Origin of the sequence: uncultured Tenacibaculum sp., from assembly GCF_947495995.1 — a bacterium.
GTDB lineage: Bacteria > Bacteroidota > Bacteroidia > Flavobacteriales > Flavobacteriaceae > Polaribacter.
Window position 1 is genome coordinate 633093 of the sequence record NZ_CANMAX010000003.1, and the last position, 19120, is coordinate 652212.

The following is a 19120-nucleotide window of genomic DNA, read 5'->3' on the forward strand; positions in this document are numbered from 1 at the left end:
TATTATTACTTACAGTTTAGAAGTGTAAATTTAATTAAAAGAGATGAGTTTTTTGCTTTGTAAAGATTTACGTTAGGTAACAAATCGGCGAGGTAAAAATCGAAAGAATAATTATAATGATTTATAACTAATTTACTTCTAAAAGTTTGTGGTTAATTACGATTCCATTATCTGTTTTAGTTGTTGAGTACAATTCACCTAAATTTTCACAACCACAACCAGTCCAAGTACCATTTAATTTTTCTGTTCTTCCATCATATTCAACTATAAGAGTCTTTTTTGATTCTATAATTGCACAGTCATATTCTATTCCATTGAAGATCTTTTTTACATATTTTTTGTGAGTTGTGTGTCCTTGAAATTTTCTTGAAATCATTTTACCATTAAAAGGTATTTGATATTCAGATGAATTCCAAAAAGTTCCAAATTCACAGTACCTGTTACCTATTACAGAATCTTTTGTTATTAAAAAATCAGGATACTCATCTACTTTTGTATAAGATTCTTTGACTTTTGGTACACCATTACTTACAGTAAATATTGTTGAATCAATTACAGTACCTTGTGAACTTTCAATAACACTAAAAAGTAAAGAATCTTTGTTGATTTCTAACCAACGTCTTTTTTTAAAAAGTTTGGGTTCATCCTCACTATTAGATTTTAAAGAGTAGAGGAAAGTTTTTCCGTTAGTTAAGTTACTAATTGGATCAATGTAATTTAAAAGCTTTAGATTATTACAATCTTGATTTATCGAATCAATTTTGTTTCCAGAATTTTTACAACTTAAAAGTACTATAATTAATATGATATATAGAAGATGCTTCATTTTGATTAAAATCAATATTAAGGATTGTGATTTTTACGATTAGATGTCTTAGTTTTAGTTAAAATTGATTTATAAATCCCGAACCAAATAGTATTGTAGAATTAACGATAAATTTTAATAATAATTAATCTACAACAACTCATTTAGTTCCTCAATAAAATCTCTTTGATTTGATAATCTAGGAACTTTATGTTGTCCGCCTAATTTTCCTTTTAATTTTAACCAATCGTAAAACAATCCAGTTCTAGCTTGATGTACTTTAGGCATGCTAAGCGTCATATTATTATAACGTTTAGCTTCATAGTCGGAATTGCAATTTTTTAATGCGTTATCTAAAATCTCTGTGAAGAATGATAAATCGTTAGGTTCTTTTTCAAATTCTATAATCCATTCGTGACCACCATTTTTATCACCATTCATAAAAATAGGAGCAACGGTATATTCCTTAATAACAGATTGTGTTTTTTCACAAGCTGATTTTAATGCTTCTTCAGCATTTTCAATAATTAATTCTTCACCAAAAACATTGATATGATGTTTTGTTCTTCCTGTAATTTTTATTCTGTAAGGAGAAGTTGAGGTAAACTTTATTGTATCTCCAATAAGATATCTCCAAAGTCCGCCATTTGTAGTAATTACAACAGCATAATTAACTCCTTTTTTTACTTCTGAAAGTGGAATTGCGGTAGAGTTTTCTCCTTTGTATTGATCCATCGGAATAAACTCATAAAATATACCATAATCAAGCATCAACAATAATTCGTGTGAATTGTTTCGATCTTGAATTGCAAAGAATCCTTCTGAAGCATTATACGTTTCGTAATATCTAAAACTATCTTTTGGAATCAGTTTTTTGAATTGTTCTCGATACGGATTGAAATTTACACCGCCATGAAAATAAACTTCAAGATTAGGCCAAACTTCTAAAATATTATCCTTTCCAGTTTTTTCTAAAACTTTATTTAATAAAACTAACATCCAAGAAGGAACACCAGCTAAACTTGTAATATTTTCTTCAATAGTTTCATCAATAATAGCTTCCATTTTAGTTTCCCATTCGCTCATTAAAGCAACTTCTTGTTTAGGAGCAGAACTATAATCAGCCCAAAAAGGCATATTTTCAATTATAATTGCAGATAAATCTCCAAAATAAGTATCGTTATCTTCATAAATAGCAGAACTTCCACCTAGTCGAAGTCCTTTCCCAGTAAACAATTGCGTGTCTTCGTTATTGTTGATATACAAACCGAGCATGTCTTTACCAGCGTTAAAATGACATTCTTCTAAAGCTTCATTACTTACAGGAATAAATTTACTTTTCGCATTTGTAGTTCCGCTAGATTTCGCGAACCATTTGATTTTTGTCGGCCAAAATAAATTTTGTTCTCCTTTTCTACAGCGTTCTATTAAAGGTTCAATTGTTTCGTAACGTTGAATAGGAACAGCGTTTACAAAATCGTCGTAGTTTTTAATTTTCGAAAACTTATGTTCTTTTCCGAACTCTGTGTTTTTTGCCAATGCAACTAAATGGTATAATAATTCTTGCTGAACATCAACAGGATATTTTATAAACAGTTCCATTTGATGTTTTCTCTTTTTTAAAAACCAAGTGATAATAGAATTTATAAACTGGAACGGCATTTTTGAGTTCGAATTTGTAAGTTTGTTCTTGGCTAAAAATAGTAAATTTTACAACATGCAATACAAAGGCGTTTTAAAAAAAATGAGTACAGAAAATCTAGATACTGTACAATATTATTTAGATATGAAGACAGATTTTGTTAATGTAAATCAGTTGCTTAACAAAACAATTAGTTTGAAGTTTGAAACGTACGAATGTTTATCGTGTGGTTTAGAAAAAGAAATTTACCGTCAAGGTTTTTGTAAATCTTGTTTTTTTGAAACTCCGAATGCAGGAGATTGGATTATGAGACCTGAATTAAGTAAAGCTCATTTAGACGAAGAAGATAGAGATTTAGAGTATGAGAAAAAAGTACAATTACAACCACACATTGTGTATTTAGCTAATTCGAGTAATGTAAAAGTTGGAGTAACTCGAAAAACGCAAGTGCCTACACGTTGGATTGATCAAGGAGCTCATGAAGCGATAGAAATTGTTGAGGTGCCAAATAGATATTTAGCTGGTATTACAGAAGTTGCTTTAAAAGAACATGTGGCTGATAAAACAAACTGGCGTAAGATGCTGAAGAATGATATAGAAGATGAAGATCTTACGAAATGGCAAGAACGTTTAAGAACTTTTATACCAGAAGAAGTACAAGAATATTTTATAGAGAATAATAAAGAAACTCAGATTAATTTTCCTGTTGAGAAATATCCTGAAAAACCAAAGAGTTTAAATATTTTAAAAGAGGGAAGTTACACTGGGAAACTAGTTGGAATAAAAGGTCAGTATTTTATTTTTGAAGATAACACTGTTTTCAATGTAAGAGCGAATGAGGGTTTTGTAGTTACTTTACAGGTAGAATCTGTATAATTAAGATTTACTATAAAATTATAAAAGGAAAAAAGCCGATCTAAACAGATCGGCTTTAACTTTATTTCTTAACTAACTCGTAGTTGTTTTTCATTTTTAATTGACTTAGTACATTTAAAGCTTCATCTAGATAAATATCTTTCTTTAGATTTTTATGCCATGCCATTCTTTTATCTTTCAATACAGTATCTTTTTTGAATAAAGAAGTTTCGTACTTAGGTGAAGAGAAGGTTAAGTTAGATTTGAACTTGAAAATATCATTAAACTTTTTCGCTTCTTTTACTCTATCTTCCGACTCTTTCTTGTAAGTTTTATAGTTTAAAGAGAACGTATTGTCATCTTGATTTTTTCTCAACCACTTTGCATATTCATTAATTGATACAAATTTTGAGTTTTTATTAATTCTCTCTTTACTATCGTTAATTACTTCTCCAAAGTTGCTGTAAGAACTAGTTTTTGTGTATTTAGCTGGTTCTACGCTATCCCAAGGTAAAGCTCCGTCTAAATCTCTTTCTCCGAATTCCATATAACTATAACGATCTGGCATAGCAATATCAGAATATACGCCTTCTATCTGAGTAGAACCTCCGTTAATTCTATAGAACTTTTGAATGGTCATCTTTAAAGCTCCTAAATCACCAGGATACTTTTTTACGTAATAATTTAGCGGTAATAAATTTTGTACAGTTCCTTTACCGTAAGTTTGTTTTCCACCCATAATAACACCACGACCATAATCTTGCATTGCTGCAGCAAAAATTTCAGAAGCAGAAGCAGACATCTCATTTACCATAACCACTAATGGTCCATCCCAATGTGTACTTTTATCCGTATCATTTTTAATATTAGCAGGTTCACCTCTATATTTTACTTGAACGATTGGTCCTTCATCAATAAATAAACCACCTATATCAATAACAGTTTTTAAAGAACCACCACCATTATTTCTTAAATCAACTATTAAACCTTCTACATTTTCTTTCTTTAAACGCTCAATTTCACGTTTCATATCACTAGCAGCATTTCTCTGGTTTGTATCATTAAAATCAATGTAAAACTTAGGAAGATTAATAATTCCGTATTTCTTACCATTTTTTTCTACAACACTAGACTTCACAAATGTTTCCTCTAGTTCAACAATATCTCTAATAATTGGAATTACTTTCGTAGAACCGTCTAATTTTTTCTTTACCGTTAAACGAACTTCAGTACCTTTTTTTCCTTTGATAAAAGTAATCGCATCATCTAAACGCATTCCTACTATATCCAAAGGTTCATCATCACCTTGAGCAACTTTAAGAATAATATCACCAGTTTCTAAGTCACCTTGTTTCCAAGCAGGTCCACCAGAAATAAGTTCTACTACTTTGGTATACATTCCTTCTCTTTGTAAACGAGCTCCAATTCCTTCTAATTTACCAGACATATCTTGGTCAAACCTAGATTTAATTCTTGGTGACATATATGAAGTATGCGGATCGAAACCACTAACAACACTATTTAAAAATGTAGAATACCAATCTGAGTTTTCAAGCTCTTCAATACGAACATATAAATCGTCCATATTTTTTAAAACTTCTTGTCTAGCTTCTTTTTCAAAATCTGAAAACGATTTTTTAGCAGCATTTTTATCTTTCTTTAGTTTTTCAGCTTGCTGATCTTCTAAATCTTGAATTCTACTGATAACTTGTAGTTTTAATTGTTTTCTCCAGTAATCTAATAGCTCAGTTTCATTTTTAGCAAAAGGAACTTTATCGTAATCGATATCAATATCTTCTTTTTTACTGTAGTTAAAAGGTTCTTTCAATAACCCTTTATAAGTTTCTTTAGCTGTACCGATCTTATCTAAAAATCTACCGTAAACCAATTTATAAAAACTAATATCAGATTGTTTTAGTTGATTATCGATTTGGAATTTATACTGAGAAAATTCTTTTAAATCATTTTGAGTAAAATATCGTTTACTAGGGTCTAAACTATTAATGAATTCATCATATACATGTTCGGAGAAATCATCATTCAAATCCTTTTGAACATAATGTCCACGAGTAAGTAGACTTTTTAATACGTAAAGTATTAGTTTGTCCTTTTCAGGATCGCTTTTTTGAATAGTTTTACCGTATGAGTTACTGCATAGTAATAATGCAGCTAATAATGGAATAAGTACTTTCATCTTCATAAATCTTCAGTCGTTTAAATAATTTTAAAATTACTGGTATTTGCTAAGCTACTAAAATAATGCCAAATTAGCTAGCTCTTTTTTCTTTTGTAAATGCCTTTAAAGGCTTCTTTAATTAATTTATTATCGGAACCAATATACTGCCATGTTTGTGTAACTGTTCCGTCATCATTTTTCTTCCAAATGATTTTGTTATAATATTTTTTATTTTGATTTTCTACTAAATCACTTTGTAATGTCATTTCATTTTGAGAGAAATTTCCACTGGTTTTAAGAACAAATCCTTTATTGTCGATCCATAACTGATGCCATTTATTATCAGCACGATCAAAATAACTATAACTCGTTCCTAGAGAGTTACCATTATTGGAAGTCCAATTTTCTTGTATTGCACATGCATTTGGCATTGCTTTAATCAAATTGTTTCCGATAAGGTTTCCTTTAGTGTCATAAACATCCCAATCGCCAATCCAAAAATCAAACTGATGATAAGCTTCATTATTGCATGGATTTGCGGTATTCTGCGCTAGTATACTTGAAAAAAATAAAGAAATAAAGTATAAAATGAGTAGAAGAATAAACCGTAACATGATAAGAATGATTTAGTTTACTACAAGTTTAGGCATTATTTAACCATAAATATCTTTACGAAATGTTAAAAAGATCAGCTAATTTTTTAATGTATATTTGTTACTAACAAATTAGAAAAGAATGCAAGAAAAACCTTTGATTTTAGTAACGAATGACGATGGAATAACAGCTCCTGGACTTAGGATGCTTATCGATATTATGAATGAAATAGGAGAGGTGATTGTAGTAGCACCAGATAGTCCACAAAGTGGAATGGGACATGCTATTACTGTTAATAATGTGTTGCATTGTAACCCCACTTCTATAGACGACGGACCACAAATAGAATATAGTTGTTCTGGTACACCAGCAGACTGTGTTAAAATGGCCAAGAATAAAATTTTAAATAGAAAACCAGACTTGTGTGTTTCAGGAATTAATCATGGATCTAATTCTTCAATTAGTGTGATTTATTCTGGTACTATGAGTGCTGCCGTTGAAGCAGGTATAGAAGGAATTCCAGCGATTGGATTTTCGCTATTAGATTACAGTTGGCATGCCGATTTTCGTTCTTCTAAAGAATTCGTAAAAAAGATAGCATTAAATGTTTTATTAAACGGATTACCAGATGGGGTTGTTTTAAATGTAAACATTCCTAAATTAAAGAAGGATGATATAAAAGGAATAAAAATTTGTAGACAAGCAAACGGATATTGGAAAGAAGATTTTGATAAACGTAAGAGTCCGATGGGTAAAGAATACTATTGGTTATCAGGTGAGTTTGTAAATAATGATAAAGGACAAGATACAGATATTTGGGCTTTAGAAAATGGATACATTTCTGTTGTACCAGTTCAATTTGATATGACTGCGCATCATGCAATTCAAAAATTACATTCATGGGATTTATAAACAAAGATGTAGTTATAGGATTTTTAGTTTCGCTTTTCGCAACTTTTTGTGGTTTCTTCATTTACATTCAATATGTTTCACGTTTCGGGTTTTATGAAACCATAGAAATGTTACAACAAGGAGGTGTATTCGGACCAGTAATTGCTTTATCAGCTTTACCAAACCTATTTGTATTTTTTATCTATTTAAAAAAGAAACAAGATTTAAGAGCAAAAGGAGTATTGTTAGCTACTATTTGTACAGCAATCTTTACTTTTATTTTAAAGTTTATATAATTCAATGAAATATTACATTGTAGCTGGAGAAGCATCTGGTGATTTACACGGATCGAACTTGATGAAGGAAATCTTCAAGCAAGATAAATCTGCTCAAATAAGATTTTGGGGCGGCGATTTAATGCAGCAAGTAGGAGGTGAGCTTGTAGTTCATTACAATGAGCGATCTTTTATGGGGTTTATTGAACCACTTTTGAACATTAGAAAAATCTTAGGTTTTTTTAAAAAGTGTAAACAAGATATTACTTCTTTTCAGCCCGATGTAGTAATTTTTATAGATAATTCAGGTTTTAATTTACCAATAGCAAAATGGGCAAAAGAAGAAGGTTTTAGAACCAATTATTATATTTCTCCTCAAGTTTGGGCAAGTAGAGCAAGTCGTGTAAAAGCTATTAAGAGAGATGTAGATCAAATGTTTGTGATCCTTCCTTTTGAAAAAGATTTTTATAAAAAATATAACTATGAAGTTGAGTTTGTTGGTCATCCTTTAATCGATGGAATTGTTGGAAGAGAGCAAGTTGATGAACAAGAGTTTAGAAATGAGCATAATTTAGGAACTAAAGAAATTATCGCTTTATTACCAGGAAGCAGAAAGCAAGAAATTACTAAAATGCTAACGACCATGCTAAAAATGGTTGACAAATTTCCAGATTATCAATTTGTTGTAGCTGGAGCACCAAGTAAAACAGAAGCGTTCTACCAATCTTTTTTGCAAGGTAAAAACGTGAAGTTTATTTCAAATAAAACGTATGATTTATTGAGTATCTCTCATGCGGCTTTAGTAACTTCAGGAACTGCTACATTAGAAACTGCTTTATTTAAGGTTCCTCAGGTTGTTTGTTACAAGGGAAGTTGGTTATCGTATCAAATTGCGAAACGAATTATTACGTTAGAATATATTTCTCTTGTTAATTTAATAATGGACAGACCGGTTGTAAAAGAATTGATTCAAAACGAGTTTAATGAATCGAATTTGGAACAAGAATTGCAATTGCTTTTGAATGGTGAAAAGAGAAAAGAGTTTTTCTTAGATTATTTTGATCTTGAAGAAAAACTAGGAGGGAAGGGAGCATCAAAAAAAGCGGCTCATTCAATTATAAAAGGTTTAACGTAAATACATAATAAGTGATAAAAAAATTACCCCAAATTTTACTGATTTTATTTTTAGCATATGGATGTTCTTCATCTAAAAGTACAAGTTCCTCAAGAAGATATACCAAAAAGAAAAGAGTAGTTTTTAAAAAGAGAAACAACACAAAAGTTAAGACCTATAAATTAGCTGACAAAATAATAGCTACAGCAAATACTTACAAAGGAACTCGATACAAATATGGAGGAGTTACTAGAAAAGGAATGGATTGTTCAGGTTTAATAATGACATCTTTTAAACGTCATGGTGTTTCTTTACCGAGAACATCAATAGATATGTCTAATCAAGGTAAAACAATTAGTTTAAAAAATGTTAGAAAAGGAGATTTACTCTTTTTCAAAACTAATCCTAGAAAACCTAGAAGAATTAGTCATGTTGGTCTAGTAACCTCAGTTAAAAACGGAGTTATTTATTTTATTCATGCTTCTACAAAACGTGGCGTAACGATAAACAACATGTCTCAAAATTATTACAAAAGGAACTTCGCTAAAGTAAAAAGAGTACTAAAGTGAGAAAAATAGCATTCTTTTGTATTGTAATGTTACTTCTTTTATTGTATCGATTTGCGAACAAAGAAAGAAATAATACAGTTTCTGAAGTACATAACGATTCTAATAAAATAACTAAAGTGTTAACTTCAGCCAATGCTTATATTGGAACTCCGTATAAATTTGGAGGAACAACAAGTGCGGGAATGGATTGTTCTGGTTTAGTATACACGGTTTTTAAAGATGAATTAGGAATAAAATTACCGCGTTCATCTAGATCAATGAGTAAAGCTGGTGTACAAGTAACTCTTGAAAAAGTAAAAAAAGGAGATTTATTATTTTTTGATATTGATCGTTTACAAGGAAATATTAATCATGTTGGTTTAGTAATTTATGTAAACGGAAAAGAAGTTAAATTTATTCATTCGAGTACATCAAAAGGAGTTGTTATTTCTTCTTTAGATGAGTCGTATTGGAAAGATGCTTTTGTAAAAGTGAAAAGAATAATAGATTAATCTACAATTAGAAAGCTATAAGAATCAAAAAAAAGCTTTCTTTATTTTTATTAATAATAAGTATAAAGAAAGCTATGATATTTTAATTCAATTTAGACCAAAGCTTATCTTTTAATTCTGTTAATCCCAGTTGAGCAACAGAAGAAATAAATAAAGTCTCGATACCTTCGGGTAATTCAGCTCTAATTTCTGCTTTTAATTCATCGTCTAACATATCAGTTTTAGATATGGCTAACAAACGATCTTTATCTAATAACTCAGGATTGTGTTGTTTTAATTCATTTAAAAGAATTTTATATTCCTTTTTAATGTCATCACTATCCGCAGGAATTAAGAATAATAATAATGAGTTACGTTCAATGTGTCTTAAGAAATAATGACCTAAACCTTTTCCTTCAGCTGCACCTTCAATAATTCCAGGAATATCTGCCATTACAAAACTTTGATGATTACGATATTCTACTATACCTAAATTTGGTTTTAATGTAGTAAAAGCATAATCAGCAATTTTCGGTTTAGCAGCAGTTAAAACAGATAAAAGTGTAGATTTTCCTGCATTAGGAAAACCAACTAAACCTACGTCAGCAAGAATTTTTAATTCTACTCTAAACCAAGCTTCTTTTCCATCTATTCCTGGTTGAGCATATCTTGGTGTTTGATTTGTTGGAGATTTGAAATGCCAGTTTCCTCGTCCACCTTTACCACCTTCAAGAACAATAATTTCCTGACCGTCATCTGTGATTTCGTAAAGAATTTCATCAGTATCAGCATCACGAATAATTGTACCTAATGGTACAGGAATAATTACATCTGTTCCATCTTTACCCGTACTTCTACTAGAACCACCATCACCACCACCTACAGCTCTAAAATGACGTTTAAATTTTAAGTGAAATAATGTCCACATACTTTTATCTCCTTTAAAGATAACATGTCCACCACGACCACCATCACCACCATCTGGACCACCTTTAGCGATATATTTTTCTCTATGTAAGTGAGCAGATCCACGTCCTCCTTTTCCAGAAGAAGCATATATTTTTATGTAATCAACAAAATTTCCTTCAGTCATTTCTCAAAAATTAAGATTCCCGCCAAAGCGGGAATGTTTTATAATGTGTCAAAAACGTCAGCTAAACGCTTAGTAATATCATCTATAGTTCCAACACCATTAACGCCATAAAAATTACCTTGAGCTTCGTAGTAATCTTTTAAAACTGCAGTTTTAGTATTGTATTCGTTAAAACGGTTACGAATTTTTTCTTCATCAGTATCATCAGAGCGTCCACTAGTTTTTCCTCTTTCTAAAATACGCTCAACTAACATGTCTTCTGGTACTTCTAATGCTACCATTCCATTGATTCTTTCGCTCTTTTCAGCTAAGAATTCATCTAAAGCTTTTGCTTGATCTTCTGTACGAGGAAAACCATCGAAAATAAATCCATTAGCTTTAGGATTTTTATCAACTTCTTGCTTTAGCATGTTAATTGTTACTTCATCAGGAACTAGATCACCAGCATCAATATATTTTTTAGCTAATACTCCTAATTCAGTTTCGTTTTTAATATTAAATCTAAAAACATCACCAGTAGAAATATGAACTAAATTATATTTTTCTTTTAATAATTCAGCTTGTGTACCTTTTCCAGCACCTGGAGGTCCAAATAATACTATGTTTTTCATTTTAGGTTGTGTTGTTAATTGATAAATAGCAGGTAAGTTTCTACCTAAACCATTATAATCTAAACCATAACCAACGATAAATTTATCTTCTAAATTTCTTCCGATGTAATTAATGTGTAACTCTTTTCGATACACATCTGGTTTAAAAAATAAGGTTGCTATTTTAAGTTCTTTAATGTTCTTGTTTCTGAATATCTCGTAAATCTCTTGTAATGTAGTACCAGTATCAATTATATCCTCCAATATAATTACAGTTCTACCAGAGATGTCTTCATTTATTCCGATTAATTTTTTTACTGCTTCTGAAGAAGAAGTACCTTCATATGAAGCTAGTTTTACAAAAGTAATCTCACAATCTCTGTTGAATTCTCTTACAAAGTCTGAAGCAAATACAAAACATCCGTTTAAGATACCTATAAACAAAGGAACTTCACCTTTAGGTAAGTCTTGTTTGACTTGGTAAGCTAGTGTTTTTACAATGCTTTGTATCTCTTCTTTGCTTACTATTTCTTTAAAGTATAAATCGTGAAGTTTCTTTATTTTCATATGTAGGTAAATATACTAATTAAATAAAAAAAACCGTCTTGTGTAACTGATTTACCAGTAGTAACAAAACGGTAGTTTTATAATTTTATAATGGATTTACTCGTTAGTTTCTTTATTTTTAGTTGCGTCGAACATGATAGGCGTTGCAACGAATAATGAAGAATAAGTACCAACTAATACACCAATAATTAAGGCAAACATAAATCCTTTAATACTATCTCCCCCAAAGAAGAAGATTGCTAACATTACTAATAATGTTGTTAAAGATGTATTGATTGTTCTACCTAATGTACTACTTAATGCTTTATCTACTAAACTAGCAGTAAATGTTGATTTGTTTTCTGCGTATTCTCTAATTCTATCGAAAATTACCACGGTATCATTCAGCGAGTATCCAACTACGGTTAATATTGCTGCAATGAATGATTGTCCGATTTCCATATCGAAAGGCATAACTTTGTATAAAATAGAGAAGATACCTAATACGATTAATACATCGTGGAATACGGCAGCAACTGCACCGATAGAGAAAGAAACTTTTCTGAATCGTAATAAGATATATAAGAATACTACTAATAAAGATCCAAATACAGCGAAGATAGCTGCTTGCTTGATATCATCAGCAATTGTAGGATCTACTTTTCTAGCACTCATAACACCTTGTGCGTTATCTCCTTTTTCAAATCCTGGTTTAAAGTTTTCGTAACTAACACCAGTTAAGTATGGTTGTAAACCTTTATATAATGTATTTTGTACTAATTCGTCAACTTCTTTACTCTTATCTTCAATCTTGAAAACAGTAGTAATTTTTAATTGGTTACTTGTACCGTAAGTTTTTACTTCTGGAGCAGTACCAAAAACATCTTTTAAAGAGTTAGCAACTTCGTTAGCATCCATACTCTTGTCAAAACGTACAACGTAAGATCTACCTCCTTTGAAGTCTACACCTTGTTTTAAACCGATAGTAAAAATAGAACCTAAACCAGCTAAGATGAAGAATCCAGAGATGATATAAGCAATTTTACGCTTTCTTAAGAATTCAATACTGATATTCTTAAACCAGTTTTTAGAGATGTTAGTGTTAAACGTTAAGTTACTTCCTTTGCTAACTGCACCATCAACGAATAATCTTGTGATGAAAATAGCAGTAAATAAAGATGTAGCAATACCAATCATTAATGTTAAAGCAAAACCTTTAATCGGACCAGTACCAAAAATATATAAGATAACACCAGTTAAGAATGTAGTAATGTTCGCATCAAAAATAGCAGATAATGCTCCTTTGAAACTGAATCCTTCACTAACAGACTCGAATAAACTCTTTCCTGAGTTAAGTGCTTCTTTAATTCTTTCGAAAATAATTACGTTGGCATCAACCGACATACCAATCGTTAAGATAATACCTGCAATACCAGGTAATGTAAGTACAGAGTTGAATGATGCTAAAACTCCAAAAATGAATAAGATGTTTACTAATAAAGCGATATTTGCATATAAACCAGCTTTACCGTAATATAATACCATCCAGATTAAAACTAATAAAATAGCTAATCCGAAAGACCACATACTTGCGTTGATAGCTTCTTTACCTAAAGATGGTCCAACTACTTCTGATTCGATAATTCTTGCAGGTGCAGGTAATTTACCAGCTTTTAAAACTGTAGCAATATCTTGAGCTTCCTCAACTGTCATAGAACCTCCAGAAATAGAAGATCTACTACCTAATTTTCCTTTGATAATAGGAGCAGAGTAAACATAATCGTCTAACACAATTGCAACGTGCTTGTTGATGTTCTTTTCTGTTAAACTACTCCATAACTTAGTACCATTACCATTCATGGTCATGCTTACCTCAGGTCTTCCTGTTTGATCAAATTCTTGAGTCGCATCAGCAATAACATCACCTTCGATATTTGCTTCATCATTTCTATTAGATTTGATAGCATATAAAGCGATAAGACTTTCTGAATTGTCACTATCAGCTGCTTCAGCACTTGGAGTTAAAGGTTTGTAATCCCATAAAAACTTAGTATTTCTTAAGTTAGCTGGTAACAAAGCAGTAATTTCTCTGTTTTTTAATAAGCTATTAACTTTAGATGTATCGATTACTTTAGCATATCCTACTACAGAACCAAACTGTTGACTAGGAATGAAAAAGTTAAATAACATTTGAGAGTTAGCAACAGCAGTAGAGTCACTACTATCATTTAATAAATCATCTATGTTGCTTTTTTCAGTACTATCTTTCTTTTCAGTAACTTCTTTTTCAGAATCTTTCTTTAAAAGATCAATAGATTTGATGTTAGCTTGTGAAAGGAAAGGTAATACTTCTGTACTTGAGTAAACTTCCCAGAATTGTAATTTAGCTGTACTTTCTAATAATTTAGTAACACGTTGTACATCTTTAGCCCCAGGTAATTCTACTTGAATTCTACCTGAAGTACCGATTCTTTGAATATTTGGTTGTACAACCCCGAATTTATCAATACGACTTCTTAAAACTTGAAAAGCTGTATTGATAGAACTATTAATTTCCTCTACTAAAACAGCTTTAACTTCGCTGTTTGTGTTATTGAAGTCAATTTTTTCGCGTAGTAACTTATTACCAAAGATTGATGGATCACTTAATTTGATAGATCCGTTACTCGCTTTTTCAAATTCTGCGTAAAATAAATCGATATAATCATCTTGAGAATCTTTTTGTGCTTCATCTGCATTAGCTAATGCAGTTTCGAAAACTTTGTTTTTAGATTCATTAGATAATCCTATTAAGATATCTTTTACTGATACTTGTAAAATAGCATTAATACCACCTTTTAAATCAAGACCAAGATTCATTTCTTTGTCTTTAATGTCATTGTAGGTGTTACCTAATACTATTTCCTTATTTCCAACACTATCTAGATATTTTCTTTCTAGTCTAGCTAATTCTTTACCACTTTTATTTTCGCCAAGATTTGCTTCAGCATAAGCTTTAGCTTCGTTTTCAACCTTGTTACCAAAAAATGTAAATGATAATTGATATAAGCTTACTAATCCAAATAGGATTGCAAATAATCTGATTAGACCTTTGTTTTGCATTTTCAATAATTTAAACTGACTTCTTTTTTAAAACGTGCAAATATAGTATAACAAAAGTATAAGAAAAAAGAAAACCCTAATTTTTACGTGTAATGATTGTTATAATCTTTTATTTTTAGAGATTATTCAATGATTTCTTTTCTTTTGATAGATGTTTGTTAAGAATGTTTTAAAAAAATGATTTTAATTGGTTAATTTATTTGTTGTATGTACGGAATAAAAAAAGAGAAGTGTATTAAACTCCCCTTTGTTTATTTATTTCGTCCTGTAATTGTCTTCTTAATTTTTGTTCTTTTTCTAAAGATTTTTTTCTGAAACTTTCAAATTCTTGTTCTATTTCAGCTAAATCGTTTTTAGCCTTTTTAGTTAAGAAGTTACTACTTTTAAATTTAGAGATAAAGAAAACTAATGCAAGTAATAGTATACCAATTAAAGACCATGTAAACATATTATATGTAGTCTTGTTTGTGGCAATACCTAAAACACTAATTTGGTTTTCTTTATCTTGAGAACTAGTTAAGTCATTTGAAACTTTACTAACGCTTTCATTTAAAGTTGTGATTTCTTTTTTTTGAGAATCTACAATTTCTTGTCTTGCAACAATTTCTTTTCTTAATATAGTAACGCTATCAAGTACGTTTTTTTGGAAAACTAAAAATTCATTTCTAGGAATCATTTTATACTCTTTCCAAGTATTTGATAATCCATAAGCTTTTTTAAATTCATTCTCTATTGTATTTGGTAATTCCCTAATCTCTTTTTTTGTCAATTTTGTTTGAGCGAATAAAGAAGTTGAAAAAAGTAATACAAATAAAAAGTTAATAGTTTTCATCAGATATATTTAGATTTCGGGTTGATTTAAAAAAACCCAAACGAAAAAGTTTGGGTTTTTAGTATAAGCAAGGTTATTAAACTTATTTTACTTTATCTACGATTGCCTTAAAAGCTTCTGGGTTGTTCATAGCTAAATCTGCTAAAACCTTACGGTTTAATTCGATGTTATTAGCTTTTACTTTACCCATAAACTGTGAGTAAGACATTCCGTACTGACGAGCTCCAGCGTTAATACGTTGGATCCATAATGAACGGAAGTTTCTTTTCTTGTTTTTACGGTCACGGTAAGCATATTGTAATCCTTTCTCAACCGCATTTTTAGCTACTGTATAAACGTTTTTTCTACGTCCGAAGTAACCTTTAGCTTGCTTCAAGATTTTTTTTCTTCTATTTCTTGAAGCTACAGAATTTACTGATCTTGGCATAATTTTCTTGTTTTTGTAGTAGGCGACTAATTAAATAGTTCTTTATTGAGCCTAACTCCATGGTTAATAATTAATTTTACTACCTAGCGAACTATTATTTTAATAATAATTGTTGCTTAATGTTACTCTCGTCAGACTTGTGTACTAACGTAGAGTGTGTTAATGCAAGCTTACGTTTTTTAGACTTCTTTGTTAAGATATGACTTTTAAACGCGTGCTTTCTTTTGATCTTTCCAGAACCAGTTAACTTAAAACGTTTCTTGGCACTAGATTTAGTTTTCATTTTAGGCATTTTCTGCTATCGTTTTTATCTTGCTTATATATCGTTGTTATTCTAAAAGAATAAATTACTTCACTTTTTTAGGAGCGATAAACATAATCATACGTTTACCTTCCAATTTTGGCATTTGTTCTACTTTACCATATTCTTCTAATTCTTGAGCTAATTTTAATAATAAAATTTGCCCTTGTTCTTTAAATATGATAGAACGACCTTTAAAGAATACATACGCTTTTAATTTAGCTCCATCTTGTAAGAATTTAATCGCATGTTTCTTTTTGAATTCGTAATCATGCTCATCTGTTTGAGGTCCGAAACGAATTTCCTTAACAACCACTTTAGTCGCTTTTGCCTTTAGGGCTTTTTCACGCTTCTTTTGTTCGTAAAGAAATTTCTTGTAATCGATAACTTTACAAACAGGAGGGACTGCTTTAGGAGATATTTCAACTAAATCTAACTCTTGTTCTTGAGCTATTGCTTTAGCTTTTGCAAGTGAATAAACACCTACTTCAACATTGTCGCCTACTAGACGAACTTCATCAACATACTTAATTTTGTCATTAATTCTATGTTGATCTTCTTTAATAATTCTTGCGGGTCTACGTCCGCGTTTTCTTCTAATTGCTATGGCTTATACTTTTTTAAATTATTCTCTTTTTAATTACTAGTGTTAAACGTAACTAACGTTTTTTGAACTTCCTTCTGTATTAATTGGACAAATTCTTCAATAGTGAAAGTTCCTAAATCACCTTCACCATGCTTCCTTACAGATACCGTGCCATTTTGTTCTTCTTTTTCGCCGACAATAATCATGAAAGGAATCTTACTAACTTCCGCATCTCTAATTTTACGGCCAGTCTTTTCATTTCTATTGTCTACGAGGGCGCGAATTTCGGAATTTTCTAACAAAAGTAAAACTTTTTCGGTATATTTTTCGTATTTCTCGCTGATTGGCAGTATTATAACCTGCTCTGGGGTCAGCCAAAGCGGGAAATTACCACCTGTATGCTCTAATAAAATCGCAATAAATCTTTCCATAGAGCCAAAAGGAGCACGGTGAATCATTATTGGTCTGTGAAGTTCATTATCACTTCCTTTATATGTTAAGTCAAAACGTTCAGGTAAGTTGTAATCAACTTGTATTGTACCAAGTTGCCAACTTCTTCCTAAAGCATCTTTAACCATAAAGTCTAATTTTGGTCCGTAGAAAGCCGCTTCACCAGATTCAATTACGTAATCCAATCCTTTATCTTTTGCAGCATTAATGATTGCTTGTTCTGCTTTTTCCCAGTTTTCTACACTACCGATATATTTTTCAGGATTATCTAGATCTCTAACAGATACTTGAGCTGTAAAATTGTCAAAACCTAAAGATTTAAATACATAAAGGACTAAATCAATAACGTTTTTAAATTCACTATCCAATTGTTCTGGTGTACAGAAAATATGAGCATCATCTTGAGTAAAACCTCTAACACGTGTTAATCCATGAAGTTCCCCACTTTGTTCATATCTATATACTGTACCAAATTCAGCAAAACGCTTTGGTAAATCTTTATATGAATAAGGCTTGAAATTATAAACTTCACAGTGATGTGGACAGTTCATTGGTTTTAATAAAAACTCTTCATCTTCTTTAGGAGTAGTTATTGGTTGGAAACTGTCTTCTCCATATTTAGCATAATGACCAGAAGTCACATATAATTCTTTCTGACCAATATGTGGAGTCATTACCATTTCATATCCAGCTCTTTTTTGAGCAGTTTTTAAGAAATCTTCTAAACGACCTCTTAATGCTGCACCTTTAGGAAGCCAAAGAGGTAAACCTTGACCTACAGTTTGAGAGAATGTAAATAATTCTAACTCTTTTCCTAACTTTCTATGATCTCGCTTTTTTGCCTCTTCTAATAACTCTAGATATTCAGTAAGCATTTTTTGCTTTGGGAAAGAGATTCCATAAATACGAGTTAACTGATTGTTCTTTTCATCTCCTCTCCAATAAGCTCCAGCAACATTCATAATCTTGATGGCTTTAATTATTCCAGTATTTGGAATATGTCCACCACGACATAGATCTGTAAAGTCGCTGTGATCACAGAATGTAATATCACCGTCTTCTAAACCTTCTATTAATTCTACTTTATATGAATTATTTCTTTTCTTATAATAAGATAAAGCTTCGTCTTTTGTGACTGAACGCATTTTAAACTCTGCTTTTTCACGAGCTCTTTCTAAAAACTTCTTTTCTATAGAAGCAAAATCTTTCTCAGATATTGTTTCGTCACCAAAATCTACATCATAATAGAATCCATTGTCAATAGCAGGACCTATAGTAAGTTTAGCATTTGGATGAAAATCTAAGATTGTTTGAGCTAAAACATGGGCAGATGAATGCCAAAATGCTTTTTTACCTTCAGGAGAGTCAAAAGTATATAGTGTAAGATTACCATCGGTCGTTAAAGGTGTGGTAGTTTCAACAGTGTTGTTATTAAAGTTAGCAGAAATAACATTTCTAGCTAACCCTTCACTAATGCTCTTAGCAACTTCAATAGGAGTTGTGTTTTGTTCGTACTCCCTAATACTTCCGTCAGGTAATGTAATTTTTATCATTTTATATAATATTATGTTATGATTTTCCTACAAGTGAAAATCTTAATGCGCAAATATATTGTAAATCGATTTTTAATACAATATATAGTATGTTATTGTTTGTGTTTTTTCAAACATTGATTAAAGAATGAAAAAGTAAAAATCACAAATCATTGATTAGTTGTTTGTTATAAAAAACTTTCAAAAAAAGTGTAATTTTTTGGTTTAAAAGTTTGGTGGGATTGAAAAGAGTGTGTAGTTTTGCACCCG

18 protein-coding genes are annotated in these 19120 nt (G+C 30.7%); 6 read left to right on the forward strand and 12 right to left on the reverse strand.

What is annotated here, in order from left to right:
- Positions 1-127 precede the first annotated feature (127 nt).
- The gene (locus tag Q1A15_RS12195) at positions 128-826 is read right to left on the reverse strand and encodes a hypothetical protein (protein ID WP_299623990.1); all 699 of its coding nucleotides are present in this window, start codon (positions 824-826) and stop codon (positions 128-130) included.
- A gap of 129 nt (positions 827-955) precedes the next feature.
- Positions 956-2467: a GH3 auxin-responsive promoter family protein gene (locus Q1A15_RS12200; protein ID WP_299623993.1), complete on the reverse strand. Its 1512-nt coding sequence runs from the start codon at positions 2465-2467 to the stop codon at positions 956-958.
- 55 nt (positions 2468-2522) lie between these two features.
- On the opposite strand from Q1A15_RS12200, the gene Q1A15_RS12205 reads away from it, so the two are divergent.
- Positions 2523-3323 carry a DUF2797 domain-containing protein gene (locus tag Q1A15_RS12205; protein WP_299623996.1) on the forward strand — a complete coding sequence of 267 codons (801 nt, stop codon included), beginning with the start codon at positions 2523-2525 and terminating at the stop codon, positions 3321-3323.
- A 61-nt stretch (positions 3324-3384) separates the two neighbouring features.
- Here Q1A15_RS12205 and Q1A15_RS12210 read toward each other — a convergent pair whose 3' ends face one another.
- Together Q1A15_RS12210 and Q1A15_RS12215 are read right to left on the reverse strand one after the other, a co-directional pair.
- A complete protein-coding gene (locus tag Q1A15_RS12210) occupies positions 3385-5502 on the reverse strand; it encodes a carboxy terminal-processing peptidase (RefSeq protein WP_299623999.1) in 2118 nt (705 codons plus the stop codon).
- Positions 5503-5573: 71 nt separating this feature from the next.
- Positions 5574-6092: a hypothetical protein gene (locus Q1A15_RS12215; RefSeq protein ID WP_299624002.1), complete on the reverse strand. Its 519-nt coding sequence runs from the start codon at positions 6090-6092 to the stop codon at positions 5574-5576.
- 121 nt (positions 6093-6213) lie between these two features.
- On the opposite strand from Q1A15_RS12215, the gene surE reads away from it, so the two are divergent.
- The 5 genes from surE to Q1A15_RS12240 are packed head-to-tail and all read left to right on the forward strand — an operon-like array spanning position 6214 to position 9412.
- The gene (surE, locus tag Q1A15_RS12220) at positions 6214-6984 is read left to right on the forward strand and encodes a 5'/3'-nucleotidase SurE (RefSeq protein WP_299624005.1); all 771 of its coding nucleotides are present in this window, start codon (positions 6214-6216) and stop codon (positions 6982-6984) included.
- A complete protein-coding gene (locus Q1A15_RS12225) occupies positions 6972-7259 on the forward strand; it encodes a hypothetical protein (protein ID WP_299624008.1) in 288 nt (95 codons plus the stop codon). Before surE ends, Q1A15_RS12225 begins: the two co-directional genes overlap by 13 nt.
- Positions 7260-7263: 4 nt before the next feature.
- Positions 7264-8373 (forward strand): lipid-A-disaccharide synthase, encoded by a 1110-nt coding sequence (gene lpxB, locus Q1A15_RS12230; protein WP_299624011.1) that lies wholly within the window; start codon positions 7264-7266, stop codon positions 8371-8373.
- A gap of 11 nt (positions 8374-8384) precedes the next feature.
- A complete protein-coding gene (locus Q1A15_RS12235; protein ID WP_299624015.1) occupies positions 8385-8921 on the forward strand; it encodes a C40 family peptidase in 537 nt (178 codons plus the stop codon).
- Positions 8918-9412, forward strand: coding sequence for a C40 family peptidase (locus Q1A15_RS12240; RefSeq protein WP_299624018.1), 495 nt, complete (start codon positions 8918-8920; stop codon positions 9410-9412). The genes Q1A15_RS12235 and Q1A15_RS12240 overlap by 4 nt, the downstream gene beginning before the upstream one ends.
- An 82-nt stretch (positions 9413-9494) precedes the next feature.
- On the opposite strand, the gene obgE is transcribed toward Q1A15_RS12240, so the two are convergent.
- The 8 genes from obgE to thrS all read right to left on the reverse strand — a co-directional run bounded on the left by obgE (position 9495) and on the right by thrS (position 18871).
- Positions 9495-10484, reverse strand: coding sequence for a GTPase ObgE (gene obgE, locus Q1A15_RS12245; protein WP_299624021.1), 990 nt, complete (start codon positions 10482-10484; stop codon positions 9495-9497).
- 38 nt (positions 10485-10522) lie between these two features.
- Complete coding sequence (locus Q1A15_RS12250) at positions 10523-11641, reverse strand: adenylate kinase (protein WP_299624024.1); 1119 nt, start codon at positions 11639-11641, stop codon at positions 10523-10525.
- 96 nt (positions 11642-11737) lie between these two features.
- Complete coding sequence (gene secDF, locus Q1A15_RS12255; RefSeq protein WP_299624027.1) at positions 11738-14722, reverse strand: protein translocase subunit SecDF; 2985 nt, start codon at positions 14720-14722, stop codon at positions 11738-11740.
- A 235-nt stretch (positions 14723-14957) separates the two neighbouring features.
- Entirely contained in the window at positions 14958-15554 is a 597-nt protein-coding gene (locus tag Q1A15_RS12260) for a hypothetical protein (RefSeq protein ID WP_299624030.1), read from the reverse strand.
- An 82-nt stretch (positions 15555-15636) separates the two neighbouring features.
- Complete coding sequence (gene rplT, locus Q1A15_RS12265) at positions 15637-15981, reverse strand: 50S ribosomal protein L20 (RefSeq protein ID WP_095070111.1); 345 nt, start codon at positions 15979-15981, stop codon at positions 15637-15639.
- 94 nt (positions 15982-16075) lie between these two features.
- Positions 16076-16273, reverse strand: coding sequence for a 50S ribosomal protein L35 (rpmI, locus tag Q1A15_RS12270; protein ID WP_075341031.1), 198 nt, complete (start codon positions 16271-16273; stop codon positions 16076-16078).
- A 55-nt stretch (positions 16274-16328) separates the two neighbouring features.
- Positions 16329-16847 carry a translation initiation factor IF-3 gene (infC, locus tag Q1A15_RS12275; protein ID WP_095070112.1) on the reverse strand — a complete coding sequence of 173 codons (519 nt, stop codon included), beginning with the start codon at positions 16845-16847 and terminating at the stop codon, positions 16329-16331.
- Positions 16848-16918: 71 nt separating this feature from the next.
- On the reverse strand, positions 16919-18871 hold the full coding sequence (gene thrS, locus Q1A15_RS12280; RefSeq protein ID WP_299624042.1) for a threonine--tRNA ligase: 1953 nt from the start codon (positions 18869-18871) through the stop codon (positions 16919-16921).
- Positions 18872-19120: the final 249 nt, after the last annotated feature.

What these genes read in the sequence shown, in the direction of transcription:
- Q1A15_RS12260 (WP_299624030.1), bottom strand. Translation starts at nt 15,554, where the DNA reads ATGAAAACTATTAACTTTTTATTTGTATTACTTTTTTCAACTTCTTTA.
- Q1A15_RS12225 (WP_299624008.1), top strand. Translation starts at nt 6,972, where the DNA reads ATGGGATTTATAAACAAAGATGTAGTTATAGGATTTTTAGTTTCGCTT.
- Q1A15_RS12195 (WP_299623990.1), bottom strand. Translation starts at nt 826, where the DNA reads ATGAAGCATCTTCTATATATCATATTAATTATAGTACTTTTAAGTTGT.
- Q1A15_RS12200 (WP_299623993.1), bottom strand. Translation starts at nt 2,467, where the DNA reads ATGCCGTTCCAGTTTATAAATTCTATTATCACTTGGTTTTTAAAAAAG.
- Q1A15_RS12215 (WP_299624002.1), bottom strand. Translation starts at nt 6,092, where the DNA reads ATGTTACGGTTTATTCTTCTACTCATTTTATACTTTATTTCTTTATTT.
- surE (WP_299624005.1), top strand. Translation starts at nt 6,214, where the DNA reads ATGCAAGAAAAACCTTTGATTTTAGTAACGAATGACGATGGAATAACA.
- Q1A15_RS12210 (WP_299623999.1), bottom strand. Translation starts at nt 5,502, where the DNA reads ATGAAGATGAAAGTACTTATTCCATTATTAGCTGCATTATTACTATGC.
- thrS (WP_299624042.1), bottom strand. Translation starts at nt 18,871, where the DNA reads ATGATAAAAATTACATTACCTGACGGAAGTATTAGGGAGTACGAACAA.
- rplT (WP_095070111.1), bottom strand. Translation starts at nt 15,981, where the DNA reads ATGCCAAGATCAGTAAATTCTGTAGCTTCAAGAAATAGAAGAAAAAAA.
- obgE (WP_299624021.1), bottom strand. Translation starts at nt 10,484, where the DNA reads ATGACTGAAGGAAATTTTGTTGATTACATAAAAATATATGCTTCTTCT.
- secDF (WP_299624027.1), bottom strand. Translation starts at nt 14,722, where the DNA reads ATGCAAAACAAAGGTCTAATCAGATTATTTGCAATCCTATTTGGATTA.
- Q1A15_RS12205 (WP_299623996.1), top strand. Translation starts at nt 2,523, where the DNA reads ATGCAATACAAAGGCGTTTTAAAAAAAATGAGTACAGAAAATCTAGAT.
- rpmI (WP_075341031.1), bottom strand. Translation starts at nt 16,273, where the DNA reads ATGCCTAAAATGAAAACTAAATCTAGTGCCAAGAAACGTTTTAAGTTA.
- lpxB (WP_299624011.1), top strand. Translation starts at nt 7,264, where the DNA reads ATGAAATATTACATTGTAGCTGGAGAAGCATCTGGTGATTTACACGGA.
- Q1A15_RS12250 (WP_299624024.1), bottom strand. Translation starts at nt 11,641, where the DNA reads ATGAAAATAAAGAAACTTCACGATTTATACTTTAAAGAAATAGTAAGC.